This is a genomic window from Streptomyces sp. NPDC012510, assembly GCF_042955065.1.
In the GTDB taxonomy this organism is placed as follows: domain Bacteria; phylum Actinomycetota; class Actinomycetes; order Streptomycetales; family Streptomycetaceae; genus Streptomyces.
The window spans coordinates 22,496-37,304 of record NZ_JBIBEN010000028.1 but is presented as its reverse complement, the minus strand read 5'-3'; the positions used below and the strand labels follow the sequence as shown (position 1 = coordinate 37,304).

Here is a 14,809-nt window from a genome sequence, read left to right as displayed (position 1 = left end):
GCCTCGACCGGGGCTAGCGGGCGACCGGCCCGACCGGGGCGACCGGGGCGAGACCGGTCGACAGCCGGCTCAGTCGCGGTCCTTGAGCAGCTCCCGCAGCTCCCCCGCCACCGCCGAGTCCGTGCCGTCCAGGACCGACTGGGCGCGCTCCCACTCGCGGTACGCCTCCTGGGCGCGCCCCGTCGACCGCAGCAGCAGGCCCCGCTGGTGGCGGGCGAGGCCGACGACGTACTGGTCGGCCCGGCGTTCGGCGAGGTCGAGGAGGAGGGCGCACTCGTGGGTGGCGCGGTCCGGCCGGCCCAGCTCGCGCAGGGCCCGTACCAGGCCGAGCCGGGACTTGGACTCGCCCTGCCAGTCCTCGTCGTCCCCGAGGATCCGCAGGCTCTGCTCGAAGTGGCGGACAGCGGCGGCCGGTTCACCGAGTCGGAGGTGGGCGTAGCCGATGTTGCAGTGCGCGGTGTGCCGCACGACGAGGCTGTCGGCCACCTCGCCGAGGGCCAGGCTCCGCTCGTGGTGGGCGATGGCGGCCCGCGCGTCGGTGTGCTTGTACAGGTTGCCGAGGTGGCTGAAGGTCACCGCCTCCCCGTACGGGTCGCCGAGCTGCCGGGACAGCTCCAGGCTCTGCCGCAGCGTCGCCTCGCTCTCCTCGTACCGGCCGAGGCTCTCCAGGACGAGCCCCCGGTTGTTCAGACACCGCCGTACGCAGGAGACGACTCCGAGTCGGCGCCACAGTCTCAGGCCCTCGTCGTTGAGGGCGAGCGCCTCCGAGGCCCGGCCGGACATGAAGTGCAGCCCCGCCCGGTCCGTCAGCGCGAACGCCTCGGCCTCGTCGTCCCCGAGCGACCGCGCCACGTCCAGGGCATGCCGTCCGAGCACGTCCAGCTCGGCGAGCCGGCCGCCCCGGTGCAGATACGGGAAGAGGTGGCGGACGAGGGCGGGAACGAGCGCGGCGGAGCCGTCCCCGTCAGCGCTGGCTCCGCCCGCGTCCACGATGCCCCCGCCTTCGCCGGGCGCGCGGGAGCAGCGTTCCACCAGGGCGACGATGTTGGGAAGTTCTCGGTCGCCCCAGGCGAAGGCCTCCTCGGCGGAGGCGAAGGGCGGTTCCGCCGGGGGCTGTGGTGCCGTCGTGGTCCCCGTCGTGGTCGCCGTCGTGCGGAGGCGTTCGTCGCGCTCGTAACCCGGCGGAAGCATCACCAACAGGCTCTGGCGGGCGCGTTCGGCGTACCAGCGGAGGGCCCGTGTCGCGACGGCGTCGGCCGTACCGACCGTACCCGCCTCCTTGTCGGCGTTGCTCGCCTTGTCGGCAGCGCTCGCCTTGTTGGTATTGCTCGCCTTGTCGGCGCTGTCGGCGAGTTCGCGGGCGAAGTGGCGGACGAGGTCGTGGGGGACGTACCGGCCGTACGTCGTCTCCTCCAGGAGGGCCACGTCGACGAGGCGGTCGAGGGCGGCCTCGGCGCGGAACTCGTCGAGGCCGGTGAGGTGGGTGAGGAGGGGCGCGCCGTACGCGGGCAGGTCGAGGGCGCCGATGCGCCGCAGGACGCCGGCGGCGTCGCGGTCGGCCTCGCGGTCGGAGGCGCGCAGGGCCTCGTGGGCGACGGCGAGGGAGCGGCGGACGCTGAGGTCGTCGTATTCGAGGTGGTGCAACCTGCCTTCGGTGGCGGCCAGTTGGCCGGCCAGCGCGTCCGGGGTGAGTGCGCGGCGGGCGGCGAGGCGGGCCGCGACGACGCGCAGGGCGAGCGGGAGGCGGCCGGTGAGTTCGACGAGGGGGTGCGTGGCGTCGAGGCCCGCCGCCCGGCCCGACGCGGCGCGCAGCAGGGCCGCGCTCTCGTCGTCGGACAGCGGGGCGAGCGGGAAGCGGTGGGCGCCGTCCAGCGCGGTCAGTGGCGAACGGCTCGTCACGATGACCGCGCAGCCGGGGCCGGCCGGCAGCAGGGGGCGTACCTGGGCGGCGTTCGCGGCGTCGTCCAGCACCATGAGGGTGCGGGTGGGGGCGAGGGCCGAGCGGAGCGACGCGGCGGCGGCGTCGGGGTGTTCGGGGATGCGGCGGGGGGCCGTGCCGAGGTCTCTGAGCAGGGAGGCGAGGGCCTGGGCAGGGGTGAGGGGGGCCATGCCGGGGGTGGCGCCGTGCAGGTTGATGTACAGCTGGCCGTCGGGGAAGTGCTCGGAGAGGTCGTGGGCGAGGTGGAGGGCGAGGGCGCTCTTGCCCACGCCGGCCATGCCGCTGATGACGACGGTCGCGGAGGCCGGGCGCCCAGGAGCCCGGGAGGGGTTGCGGCTCGGCCGATACGGGTGTTCGGTGGCCGGTCGCGCGGTTGCCTGCGCCCCTGACGGGGCGCTCACACCGGGGTCGAGTACGTCGCGCAGCCCCGTCAGCTCCTCTTCCCGGCCCGTGAAATGCGCTGGCGGGGGCGGGAGTTGGGCCGGACGGGGTGGAGGATCGTCGGAAGGGGTGTCGGTCGGTGTCGCCGGGGGCGCCGGGGGCGCCGGGTCCCGCTCCCGCAGGACCTCCAGGTGGGCGTCGCGTACGGCCGGGCCTGGTTCCACGCCCAGTTCGTCAAGGAGGCGGGCGCGGAGGTCGCGGTGGACGGCGAGGGCCTCGGCCTGGCGGCCGGTGCGGTGGAGGGCGAGCATGAGGAGCCGGTGGAATGCCTCGCGCAGGGGGTGTTCGGCGACGAGGGCGGCGAGGTCGGGGGTCAGGGCCGCGAGCGCGTGCGCTCCCGCGTGGCCGTCGCTCTCCCCCGCGAGGTGGAGTTCGGCGTCGTAGCGGCGCTCCAGGAGCAACAGCCGTGCCTCCTCCAGGCGTTGGACGAAGGCCTGGGCGCGGAACCCCGCCACCGACTGTCCGCCGAGCGGGGTGCCCCGCCAGAGAGCGAGGGCGGCGGCCGTCTCGCGCACGGTCCCGGCCCAGTCGCGTGCGGTGTGGGCCGCGCGGGCGGCGCGGGCGCGTGCCTCGAAGACCCGGACATCCAACTCGCCCTCGTCGACGCGGAGCAGATAGCCCGGCGGTACGGCGCGCAGCCGCTCGGGGTCGTCCAGCAGTCTGCGGAGGCGGGTCACATGGTTCTGCAGGGACGCCTGGGCGGACGGCGGGGGTGCGCCGTCCCACAGGACGTCCTTCAGGGTGTCGACGGAGACGATCCGCCCGGGTTCGAGCAGCAGCGCGACGAACAGAGCGCGCATCTTGCCGCTGCCTACGGGGCGTACGCCGTGAGCGTCGGCGGGGCGCGTGTCATGACCGCCGGCGAAACCCTGGCGCGTGTCATGACCGCCGCCGGGCCCCTGGCGCGCCTCGCGACCGTCGGCAGGCCGCGCCTCTTGACCGTCTGCGGGCGGTGCGCCGTGTTCCGGGTGGTCGTCCGAACGGCCTCCGCTCCGGGCCTCGTACAGGACCGGCGGACCGAGCAGTCCGAACCGCAGCGTGTCCCGCAGCCCGTCCCGCATAGAACCCCGTCCGCCGCCTTTCCGCACCGTCGTTCCGGGCCCGCCCCAGCGGCTCGGTGCCGCCTCCCGTACGGCTCCCCGTGGAGTCGTTGGGGTCATGTTAGCGATCCGTTGGCGGGACCTGATGTGATCACTTCATCGGATCCGGCGCCGACGGCGCACGCGTACTACGCGTAGCTCGGGGGAGTGCCGCCGCCGCCGCCGGATCCGGGAACCGCACAAAGCGCTGTGCCCCGGTCGGTGGAGGTGAACGACCGGGGCGCTCGTGTGTCCGGGAGCGGACGGGCGGTGTACGTCGTCACAGGACGGGCGGTGTACGTCGTTACAGGATGGGCGGTCGTCCCAGCCGCGTCAGCCGCCACACCGTCCGCCAGCGCATCGGCCGGCGCTCGCCGCCCGACTCCCGCCACCCCTCCAGGAAGCCGCTGAACCACGCCTTCAGACCACCCGCCGAGCGCATCCGCAGCAGGGTGATGAGGATCCAGACCCCCAGGTGGACGGGGATGAGCGGGAGCGGGAGGCGGCGGCGGGCGAGCCAGACGCGGTTGCGGGCGTTGACGCGGTAGTAGATGGCGTGCCGCGCGGGTGAGGTCTTCGGGTGCTGGAGGAGCAGTTCGGGGGCGTAGAGGACGGTCCAGCCGGCGTCGAGCGCCCGCCAGGCCAGGTCGGTCTCCTCGTGCGCGAAGAAGAACTCGGCGGCCCAGTCGCCCGTTTCGCGGAGCATGGCCATCGAGAGGGCGTGGCCACCGCCGAGGAAGCCGGTGACCGGTCCTCCGCGCATCGGGTCCTTGGCGCCGACCCTCGGAACGTGCCGCCGCTGGGTCTCGCCGTGCTCGTCGGCGATGCGGAAGCCGACGATGCCGAGGCGGGGGTCGGCGGCGTACAAGTCCCGTACGCGGCGCAGCACATCGGCGTCGACGAGCAGCCCGTCGTCGTCCAGTTCGACGACCACGTCCACGTCCCCGAACTCCCGCAGCCGCCGGAGGGCGACGTTCCGGCCGCCGGGGCAGCCGAGGTTCTCGTCGACCTCGATGAGGGTGACCTCGCCGGGCAGGCCGAGCCGTTCGGCGAACTCGGGCAACGGACACCCGTTGCCGACGACGACGATCCGCTCGGGTGCCACGTCCTGCTTGGCCACGGAGGCGAGCAGCGCGTCCACCTCGGCGGGCCGATTGCCCATCGTCACCACGGCGACAGCGACCCGGGGCCCGGCCCCCACGGCCTTCACCACGACACCAACCCCATCCCGTCCACGGACCACCGTTTCCCTCAACTGTTTACGGCCGGGATGCTAGCCGTTCACGTCGAAGACCTGTCGCAGGATCCGTGTGTACGCCGGTTCTCCCCGTCCTGTATGGGGAAGAGCCACCTTTCGAGCCGGAGGTTCCGGCTGTCTCATCGGAGTTGTGGCCTCCCGGAGGCGCCGGTGGGGATCTACGCTTCCGGGCATGGCGGAGCCGAGGAAACAGCGCGGGTGGGGCCTGTCGGGCATGACACCCGAGGACATCGCGTACCGGAACGCCGTCCGGCGGTACGTCCTGCCACGCGCCCACCGGCGGAGCATCGGCCGGTACGGCGAGTTGGGGAACGGCCGGTTCCTGCGGTTCGAGGGGGCCACCCGTCGGCGGTTCCTGCACCCGATGCTCGCCGACGCCGCGTCGATCACGGACGCCGACCTCAACTCCCTGCTCTCGTACGGCTGGCGGCCCCGCCTCACGGCCGCCTGGCTGATCGGCGTATCCCGGCGGACCTCGTACCGGGAGCGGATCGGAGAGCTGCTGCTGGACAGCGAGGTGGCGTTCGCGGGAGGGGGCTACTGCTTCGCCCTGGCCCGTTTCGGCGCCCACGAGGACGCCGCGATCCTCACCGCCTATCTGCACCGCTATCTGCCCCGCACCGACCTCCGTTACGACCAGCCCGTCGCGCTGGGCGCCCTGTTGCGCCTCGACAGCCGCCTCGGCACGGCCCACGCGGCTCCCTTCACCGCATCCGGCGGCCTCTACCACCGGTGGGTGGAGGCCGTCGTGCACGAGACGGACCGCGCCGCGTACGCGCCAGACCGGGAGCGGGAGACCATGGACCAGTTCTGCGACTTCGCCGGCGGCTGGTCGACGCCGGACTGAACGGAAACGGCCCACCGTCCGCCCCGCCCCCGGCGCCCACGCGGAAAGGAACGGGAGCGGGGGCGGGAACGGGAACGGAAACGGAACGGGGACTGCAGCGGGAGCGGGAGCGGGAACGGACCGTATGACCGATCGGTGGGGGGCGTCAGGCCCGGAGCGGGTTCGCCCGCACCGCTGCCATCAGGTACCAGGCCGTCGCCCCGGTGTGCCGGTACGGGTAGTAGCCGAAGCCGAAGCCCGTGTCGAGGGGGCTGCTGGCGGAGACGATGCCGGAGCGTTCGGGCAGGGTGCGGCCGCCGACGGTCTGGGCGGTGCCGAGGAGGTCCTGGGCGCGTTCGAGGGAGTCGAGGAGGCGACGGGCGCGGTTCTCGTCGCCTCGCGCCCCCCGGTCACGCAGGGCCAGCGCGAGGTGGGCGGTGCCCTCGAACCAGACGCCGTTGCGGTTCGGCTTGGGCTGGAACTCGGCGATGGGCGCGTCCTCGTTCGCCAGGAGACTGGCGGAGCTGAACGTGACGCCCTCGTACGACTGCCCGGCGGGGACCGTGCTGTTGCGGCGCCCGCTGTGGTCGGCGACGGCCAGTTCGCGGGCCGCCCAGTCGAGGGAGCGGGAGTAGCGGGCGGAGTCGAGGGCGAGGTGGGTCCAGGTCTGGGTGTCCTCGGGGATGGGTGACTTGTTGACGGTCACCCCGTCGTTGGTGCCGGTGTAGAAGAAGCCGCCCGACGAGCCCCCGCCTCGGGCCGGCTCCCACATCCGCTGCACGAAAGCCTCGGCCCGTGCGCGCCGCTTCCACCAGACCCGGTCGCCGGTGAGCCGGGCGAGCCGCCCGAACAGGCAGATCAGGTCGGTGTTGTGCTCGGTCGAGGTGAACGGCAGCCTCTCGTTCGCCCCGTTCACGCCGAACTTGTAGCCGCCGAGGGGTTCGTCGGTGCGGCCGGTGCGTTCGATCCACTCCCCGATCCGCACGGCGGCGGTGCGAAAGCGCCGGGCTCCGGTGCGCCGGGCCAGCGTGCTCAGCGCGATCCCCGCCCAGGCCATGTCCCCCACGGCCGTCCCCGTGAAGCCGAACTGGGTGCCGACATTGGCCGTCCCGTCCGCCCGGACGAACCCGTCCGGCTGCGGTACGCCGTCGTAGTGGACGTACGGCCCGACGTTGTACGCCTGGCGCAGCCGGCCGTCGTCGTACGCCGGGTCGTGCTCCTGCGCGTAGATCAGCGCGTCCCCGAGGGCCACGGCCCGGGCCCGGCCGTCCCGCGTGCGCACAGCGAGGTGAGCGAGGATCGCGAGGGCGTTGTCGTACGTGAACGCCGTGCTGAACAGGCCCGCCTGGTCGGTGTAGCTCTGCGTCAGCCGGATGGCGCCGTGGTCGGGGTAGGCGTCCATGGCGGCGGCGAGGAATGCCTGTCCGCGCCGCTGGGCCGAGGCGGTCGAGGCCTGCGGCGACGCTGCGGCCGCCCCAGGCTTCGACGAGGCCCCAGCCGTGCGGGGCGCCGCGTGGGCCGGGCCCGAACCGGCGACGCCGAGCGCCGCGGCGGCGCCTAGGCCGGTGCCGAGGAGCCTGCGGCGGCTGAACGCCGGGCCTTGTCTGCCGGTCATGCCGTTGCTTGTGGTGCTGCCGGTCATGGGTCTCCCTTGGAAGTGCGGGGCCTGAGGGCATGCCCGCAGCGGTTCTTGAGAGCGCTCTCAAGCACGTCGGCGCTCATTTTGCTGGTGCGCCCGGGACAGGTCAACGCCCCTGCCGCTCGGGCGCCTGGCCGGGGCGCCCCGGCCAGGCGCCCCGGCCGATCGAAGGGCAGGAGAGCGGCACAGGGCCGGGGAGACGCGGAGCGACCGATCGGGCGACCGGAAGACGCGCGGCAACCGATCGGGGGCCGGATGACGCGGGGGCGACAGGTCGGGGGCGGCGTCGGGCCGGGATCGGCCGGATAGGGAGGACAGGGGCGTCCTGATCCGGCGGATCGGCCGGATGGGGAGGACAGGGGCGTCCCGCGCGGCCTTGTGGGTGCGCGGGACGCCCTGCCGGGATCGCATGGCCCCCGGACGCGGACTCCGCCACGCGTCCCCGGCCCCTGGATCCCGGCACCACGAGGTCACCCCTCCACGACAGTGACTTCGCAGTCGCTCACCGGCCTCGTCGCCCACCACTGTCCGCCCCGGACGAACAGTGCCGGGACAAGCGAGGGACAGGGCGGGGCCACGCTGGGTAAAGGCGGGTACAACATTCGGTCCGGGCCCCCGACCACGAGAGGATGGTCCGACTTGTCCGTTTCTTGCGTAGCGCGCAGGCTGAGGACTATGAGTGACACGTCCGGCGCGAATTGAGCAGGGATGGATACGGCAAGGCCGGTTTCCGAGCAGCCATCCGGTCACTACGCGTACGCGGCCGAACCCGCCACGGCCACCATCAGCCCCCAGGGCCTCGTCACGGGGTGGAGCGAGGGGGCTCGACGACTGCTGGGCCATCGCGCCCCGGACGTGGTGGGGCGGAGAGTGGACGAGCTGCTCGACGCGTACGACGTGCGGGACGGCCGGTCGGAGCGGGGCGGTTGCCCGGAGACCGACGGTGGCCCGGTGGTTCTCCGCCACCGGGACGGTCACCGTGTCCCACTGCTGCTGCGCTGCTCGCCCTCCCTGGGCGCCGACGGGGAGACGCGAGGGTATGTCGTCACCGCCACCCCTGCCACCGCTGCCACGGGCGCCACCGCTGCCACGGATGCCACCCCCACGAGCACGGCGACCTCCGCAGTCACCGAGGCGGACGTGGCCCGGCGGACGGTGGAGTGGTCGCACGCGCAGTCGCCGCTGAGTATGTCGGTGTTCGTCGGAGGGCCGCAGGGGTGGCGGCTGGACGCCGCACTGGCCGGGGACCCGCCGGACGAGGCGACGGAGGAGGGGTTTCTGCGGCTCGTCCGGCAGGTGGCGGACGAGGGGCGGCCCATGCGCTACGAGCGCACCGTGCCCGGCCCGTTCTCCTCCCGCCAGCAGGCCTGGATCACCGAGATGTGGCCGGTCCGGGACGCCGTCACCGGTGAGGTGTGCGCCGTCGGCACGGCGACGTTCGACAGCAGTGAGGAGCACTGGGCCCGGCAGCGGCTGGCGCTGCTGAACGAGGCCGGCACCCGGATCGGCACCACACTGAACGTGACCCGCACGGCTCAGGAGCTGGCCGACCTGGCGGTCCCCCGGCTCGCCGACTTCGTGAGCGTGGACCTGCTCGACTCCGTGCTGCGCGGCCAGGAACCGACGCCAGGACCGCTCGACACCACGGTCGCGTTGCGCCGGACGGCCCACCAGTCCACGTACGAGGGCGTGCCGGAGGCCGCCGTGCCACTCGGCGGCCTCGACTCCTATCCCCCGTTCTCCCCGCCCGCCCGCGCGCTCCTCTCCGGGAAACCGCTGCTCAGCGGGGTCGACGACGCGGACTACCTGCGGTGGGTCACCCAGGACAGGACGCGCGAGGACCGTGTCCGGCGGTTCGGGTTCCACTCCGTCATGTCCGCGCCACTGCGGGCCCGGGGGGTCACGCTCGGGGTGGCGTTCTTCGCACGCCGGAGTGGTTCAAAACCCTTCGAGAAGGACGACCTGGTGCTTGCCGAGGAACTCGCGGGCCGGGCCGCCGTGGGCGTGGACAACGCACGCCGGTACACCCTCGAACGCACCAACGCGCTCACCCTCCAGCGCAGTCTGCTCCCCCGTGACCTGCCCCGACAGGTGGCGGTCGAGGTGGCGTACCGCTATCTGCCGGCCGGTTCGGGGGCGGGCGTGGGCGGCGACTGGTTCGATGTGGTCCCGCTCTCCGGCACCCGGGTGGCCCTGGTCGTCGGTGACGTCGTCGGGCACGGTCTGCACGCCTCCGCGACGATGGGTCGGCTGCGCACGGCGGTCCGCACCCTGGCCGACGTGGACCTGCCTCCCGACGAACTCCTGACCCACCTCGACGACCTCGTCACCCACCTCACGTACGACGACGAGAGCGTCCCCGAGGACCTGGAGATGCCGTCGGCGGCGGAGATCGGCGCGACGTGTCTGTACGCCGTGTACGACCCGGTCTCGCGGGTCTGCACCCTCGCGAGCGCCGGCCACCCGCCGCCGGCCGTGCTGTATCCCGACGGCACGGTGGGCGTGGTCCAGCTCTCGCCGGGGCCGCTGCTGGGGGTCGGGGGCCTGCCGTTCGAGGCGACCGAGGTGGAACTGCCCGAGGGCAGCCTGCTCGCGTTCTACACCGACGGTCTGGTCGAAGCCCGGGACCACGACATCGGGGCCGGTCAGGTACGGCTCTGCGAGGTCCTCTCCTCCCCGGTGGCCTCCCTGGACGCCGCCTGCGACGCCGTACTGCGGGCGCTGCTGCCCGAGACGCCCGCCGACGACGTCGCCCTGCTCCTCGCCCGTACCCGCGCCCTGCACACCGACCAGGTCGCCGCGTGGTCGCTGCCGTCCGACCCGTCGATCGTCGCGGACGCCCGTGCGCAGGCCTCGCGGCAGTTGGCGGTGTGGGGATTGCAGGAGGCGGCGTTCGTCACGGAACTGGTGGTGAGCGAACTGGTCACCAACGCCATCCGCTACGGCGCCGTCCCCATTGGGCTCCGGCTCATCCGCGACCGCACGCTCATCTGCGAGGTCTCCGACGCGAGCAGCACCGCGCCCCATCTGCGGCGGGCCCGCGCCTTCGACGAGGGCGGCCGGGGCCTGCACATGGTCGCCCAACTCACCCAGGGCTGGGGCACCCGCCAGACCTCCACAGGCAAGACCATCTGGGCCGAACAAACCCTCCCGGCCGCCTGACCATGTCCCCCGGACACCTCACCGCCACGCCCCCCGCCCCGGGACCAGACCCCGGCGCCGGCGCGGGGGTGATGAGGCGTGGGGTGGCGTGCTGGGAGGCGGGGATGGGGAGCCGGGGGACGCGGGTGGAGTGCTGGGGGGTGGTGTCGGGGGTGGGCGCCGACGCGGGGAGCCGTGCGCCGGGTGGTGGGCGCGACGGGCTGGAAGTGGACCCGGGGCGGAGCTCATCGGCTTCGTCGGCTTCCGCCGAGGCAACGGCCGCGTCCGCACCTCCCTCCTCCCCCGCCTCCCCCGCCTCTCCGTCGGACACCCCCTTCCCGCGCTCCACCGGGACCACCCCCTCCGCCCCCTCCACCCCCTCCACCGCAACCACCCCTTCCTCCACCGCAAGCCGCCTCGCCCCCGCCGGCACCCACACCCTCGGCCTCGTCTATCCCCCCGCCGGGCGGAACCGTGACTACACCGGGATGCAGTTGGCGTTCATCGGTGGGGTGGCGGAGGCGGCGACGACGTACGACTACGACGTGCTGGTGTCGCCGGCGGACCGGGCCGGGGACGCTTCGTTCCGGCGGATGCTGGACGGAGGCCGGGTGGACGGCGTGATCGTGATGGAGATCAAGCTGGAGGACGACCGGGTGGAGCACCTGGCGAGGACCGGCTTCCCCTTCGTGACGATCGGCCGGAACAGCAGGGCGGAGGAGACGGGCTGGGTCGACCTTGACTTCGCCGGTCTGGCCCGTGGCTGCGTGTACCACCTGGCCGACCTGGGCCACCGCAGGATCGCCTTCGTCAACAGGTCCGAACAGCTCTTCCAAAGCGGCTACGGCTTCGCCCACCTCGGTCTGGAGGGCTACACCAAGGCCATGGCCGAGCAGGTCCTCACCCCGCACGCGTACCTCTGCGACGACGAGGTCACCGCCGGCGAGGCGGTCCTGGAGCGGATCCTGCTGGACGACCCGGCGACCACCTCCCTCGTCACCATGAACGAGGCGGCGCTGGAAGGTCTCTACCGCGGTCTCATCCGGCACGGCCGCGCCGTCCCCCGTGACTTCTCGGTCGTCGGCGTCGCCGCCGGCCACTGGGCGGAACGGGTGAGCCCGCAGCTCACCGCCGCCGAGATCCCCGCCAAGGAGATGAGCCGGGTCGCCGTCGAGCTGATCGTGCGCCGCCTCACCGCCCCCGAGTCACCACCCCGGCACGTCCTGCTCAAGCCCCTGATCTCGCTCCGGGCGAGCACCGGCCCCTGCCGTCCCGTCCCCGGCTCGGAGCCGGAACGGGAGTTCCCGGACCTCGACCACTTCCCCGACCTCCCGGACCACCCTGATCTCCCCGATCTGCCGGACCTACCGGATCTACCGGACCTACCGGGTTCCGACTACTGAGCCCCACTCGCCCACCCCCACCCCCACCCCCACCCCACCCCCGACACCCAGGGAGCAGAGCATGTCCTACCCCGTCGACCGCCGCGGTCTGCTACGCGCCGCCGGTGCGGGCCTGGCCGGTCTCGGCCTCGGTTCCGTGCTGGCCGGCTGCGGCTCCTCGGACGAGCAGAGCGGCACGGTCACCCTCACCTGGTGGGACTACTTCACCCTGGACAACTTCCGGCCCGCGTTCACCCGGCTGATCAGAGACATCGAGGCCGAGGTCCCCGGCGTACGCATCCAGCGCCGCACCTTCCCCTTCGCGGACCTCGAACGGCAGATCACCCTGGGCGCGGTCTCCGGCGACCTCCCGGACATCGCCATCATCGACAACGTCTCCATGAACTCCCTCGCCGGCAGCGGCCTCCTGGCCGACCTCACCGAGCGGGTCGAGGACTGGGGCCAGGCCGACCAGTACTACAAGGGCCCCTGGGACAGCTGTCAGGTCGACGGCAAGAGCCTCGGCATCCCCAACAACAGCAACTGCCTGGCCCTCTACTACAACACCCGCATGCTCGACGCCGCCGGTGTGCGGCCGCCGACCACCTGGGACCAGCTCGCCGACACGGCCCAGCGGCTGACGAGCGGGGACCGGTTCGGGCTGGCGATGAGCGCGATCAGGACGGAGGAAGGGGTGTTCCAGTTCCTGCCGTTCCTGTGGCAGGCCGGCGGTGACCTGGACACCTTCGCCACGTACGGAGCGACCGCGCTCGCCTTCCTGGACGACCTCGTCGCCAAGGGCTCGCTGTCCGAGCAGTGCGTGGGCTGGACGCAGCAGGACGTCAACACCCGGTTCGTCAACGGGCGGGCCGCGATGCAGATCAACGGGCCGTGGCAACTGCCGACCATCAGGCAGACGGACGTGGAGTACGGCGTCGTCGCACTGCCCCGCGACCAGGAGGCGGCGACCTGTCTGGGCGGGGAGAACTGGGTGGTGATGGCGAGCAGCGACCAGCAGGACAAGGCGTGGCAGGTCCTGGAGTACACCCAGCGGCCCTCGGTGCTGGTGCCGTTCCTGGTGGCGCTCGGCAACCTCCCGGCCCGCAAGGACCTCGCGGACACCGGCACCTGGGCCTCCGACCCGGCGCTCCGGCTCTTCCTCAGCCAGCTTCCCGTCGCCCGCCCCCGCCAGTACGGTCCGGGCTACGCCGCCGCCTCCCAGGCCGTCGCCGAGGCCGAACAGTCCGTACTCACCGGCACGGCCTCCCCCTCCGCCGTGGCGGGGACCGCCGCGACCAAGATCGACCAGGCGCTGGAGGAGCGGTGAGTGGAGGGCGGCCCGGCCTCCGCCGCCGTACCGCCCCAGCCTCGCTCGCCAGGCGCCGTGCGCGGACCGGTTACCTCCTCTCCCTCCCCGGTCTTGTCTTCCTGGCCCTCGTCCTGGCGTACCCGCTGCTCTACAACGTCTGGACGTCCGTGCACGACGTACGTCTGCGGGAACTCCTCGGCGGTTCCTCACCGTTCGTCGGGCTCGACAACTACCGGACCACCGTCGCCGACCCGGACTTCTGGCACGCCGTACGTCTCTCGCTGGTGTTCACGGTCGGCTCGCTGCTGCTGCAGTTCACGATCGGCTTCGCCCTGGCCCTGCTCTTCGCCCGCCCGTTCCCCCTGAACGGCCTGCTGCGCTCCCTTCTGCTGGTGGCGTGGCTGCTGCCCCCGGTGGTCAGCGGCACCCTCTTCCGTTGGATGCTCGACCAGGACGCGGGCGCCTACAACGCGCTGCTCCGCCTGGTCGGCCTGGACGCCCTCGCCCACGACTGGCTCATCGACCCCGGCACCGCCCTGGCCGGCGTGATCCTCGCCAACGTCTGGGTGGGTGTGCCCTTCAACATGCTGCTGCTCCTGGTGGGCCTGCACACCATCGACCCGGAACTCCACGAGGCCGCCGCCCTCGACGGCGCGAACGCCTGGCAGCGGCTCCGCTGGATCACCGTCCCGCTGATGCGGTCCGTCTCGGTGACCGTCCTCCTCCTGGGCCTCGTCTACACGTTCAAGGTCTTCGACATCGTCTTCGTGATGACGGGCGGCGGCCCGGTCGACGCCACCAGCGTGCTGTCGGTCTACGTCTACGAGGTCTTCTTCCGGTTCTTCCGCTTCGGCGAGGGCGCGGCGGCGGGACTGCTGCTGCTCCTCGTGCCGCTGCTCGCGGGCGGCTGGTACGTACGGCGGCTGCGCGGGGAGGGGGAGGCGGCGTGAGGCACGGGGAAGGAAGCGGGCGGCGGGCGTGGGGGCGTACCGCCGTCGCCGCGCTGCTCACCGGCGTCTTCCTGCTCCCGGTGTACTGGATGGTCAACACCAGCCTCACCCGGGCGGACCGCATCCTCGCCGAGACACCGCACTGGATCCCCTCCCCCGCGACCACCCGGAACTACACCACCGCCCTCTCGGACGACGCCCTCCTGCGCGCCCTGCTCAACAGCGTGGTCATCTCCTGCGGAGTGGTCGCCCTGACCCTCCTGCTGGGTGTGCCCCTCGCCTACGCCCTGGCCCGGGTCCCCCTGCGCGGCTCGGGCGCCATGGTGCTCGCCCTGCTCATCGCCCAGCTCCCGCCCAGCATCGTGCTGGCGGCCCCGCTCTTCATCCTCGAACGCCGGGCCGGCCTCGACGACACGTACATCGGTCTGATCGTCGCCGACACCACGCTCACCCTGCCCTTCTCGGTGATCGTGCTGCGTCCCGTACTACGGTCCCTGCCGAGGGAGTTGGAGGAGGCGGCCCTCGTCGACGGGTGCGGGCCGGTGGGTGTCCTGCTCCGGGTGGTCCTGCCGATCATGACTCCGGGAGTGATCGCCGTCTCCGCCCTCTCCTTCCTCATCGCCTGGGGCGAGTTCGTCTTCGGCCTCACCCTGGCCTCCGAGCCGGACATCCAGCCCGTCACCGTCCTCCTCAACGACTTCGTCGGCACCCACGGCACCGCCTGGGGCGCCCTCATGGCCACCGCCACCCTCGTCAGCGTCCCGGTGGTCTGTGTCTTCGCCACGCTCCAGCGCTTCATCGTGGGCGGCCTGACGGCGGGGACCATGAGGGGCTGAGCGCCTGGA

9 protein-coding genes are annotated in these 14,809 nt (G+C 73.0%); 6 read left to right on the top strand and 3 right to left on the bottom strand.

Features of this window, described 5'->3' with window-relative positions:
- Nucleotides 1-69 precede the first annotated feature (69 nt).
- Together ACFY9I_RS36430 and ACFY9I_RS36425 are read right to left on the bottom strand one after the other, a co-directional pair.
- Nucleotides 70-3,441: a BTAD domain-containing putative transcriptional regulator gene (locus ACFY9I_RS36430; RefSeq protein ID WP_391009927.1), complete on the bottom strand. Its 3,372-nt coding sequence runs from the start codon at nt 3,439-3,441 to the stop codon at nt 70-72.
- A gap of 322 nt (nt 3,442-3,763) precedes the next feature.
- Nucleotides 3,764-4,672, bottom strand: a complete 909-nt coding sequence (locus tag ACFY9I_RS36425) for a glycosyltransferase (RefSeq protein WP_391009925.1) — start codon at nt 4,670-4,672, stop codon at nt 3,764-3,766.
- A gap of 217 nt (nt 4,673-4,889) precedes the next feature.
- Between ACFY9I_RS36425 and ACFY9I_RS36420 the strand changes: the two genes are divergently transcribed.
- Nucleotides 4,890-5,564: a DUF6000 family protein gene (locus tag ACFY9I_RS36420; protein ID WP_391009922.1), complete on the top strand. Its 675-nt coding sequence runs from the start codon at nt 4,890-4,892 to the stop codon at nt 5,562-5,564.
- A gap of 145 nt (nt 5,565-5,709) precedes the next feature.
- Here the strand turns inward: ACFY9I_RS36420 and ACFY9I_RS36415 are convergent, their stop codons facing one another.
- Nucleotides 5,710-7,185, bottom strand: a complete 1,476-nt coding sequence (locus ACFY9I_RS36415) for a Tat pathway signal sequence domain protein (RefSeq protein ID WP_391009920.1) — start codon at nt 7,183-7,185, stop codon at nt 5,710-5,712.
- A gap of 705 nt (nt 7,186-7,890) precedes the next feature.
- Between ACFY9I_RS36415 and ACFY9I_RS36410 the strand changes: the two genes are divergently transcribed.
- The 5 genes from ACFY9I_RS36410 (at nt 7,891) to ACFY9I_RS36390 (ending at nt 14,800) form a co-directional block, all read left to right on the top strand.
- Nucleotides 7,891-10,344: a SpoIIE family protein phosphatase gene (locus tag ACFY9I_RS36410; RefSeq protein WP_391009917.1), complete on the top strand. Its 2,454-nt coding sequence runs from the start codon at nt 7,891-7,893 to the stop codon at nt 10,342-10,344.
- Nucleotides 10,345-10,448: 104 nt separating this feature from the next.
- Nucleotides 10,449-11,726 carry a substrate-binding domain-containing protein gene (locus tag ACFY9I_RS36405; protein WP_391009914.1) on the top strand — a complete coding sequence of 426 codons (1,278 nt, stop codon included), beginning with the start codon at nt 10,449-10,451 and terminating at the stop codon, nt 11,724-11,726.
- A 61-nt stretch (nt 11,727-11,787) separates the two neighbouring features.
- The gene (locus tag ACFY9I_RS36400) at nt 11,788-13,032 is read left to right on the top strand and encodes an extracellular solute-binding protein (RefSeq protein ID WP_391009911.1); all 1,245 of its coding nucleotides are present in this window, start codon (nt 11,788-11,790) and stop codon (nt 13,030-13,032) included.
- Nucleotides 13,029-13,964, top strand: coding sequence for an ABC transporter permease subunit (locus tag ACFY9I_RS36395; protein WP_391009908.1), 936 nt, complete (start codon nt 13,029-13,031; stop codon nt 13,962-13,964). Before ACFY9I_RS36400 ends, ACFY9I_RS36395 begins: the two co-directional genes overlap by 4 nt.
- Nucleotides 13,961-14,800, top strand: coding sequence for an ABC transporter permease subunit (locus tag ACFY9I_RS36390; RefSeq protein ID WP_391009905.1), 840 nt, complete (start codon nt 13,961-13,963; stop codon nt 14,798-14,800). The genes ACFY9I_RS36395 and ACFY9I_RS36390 overlap by 4 nt, the downstream gene beginning before the upstream one ends.
- Nucleotides 14,801-14,809 lie beyond the last annotated feature (9 nt).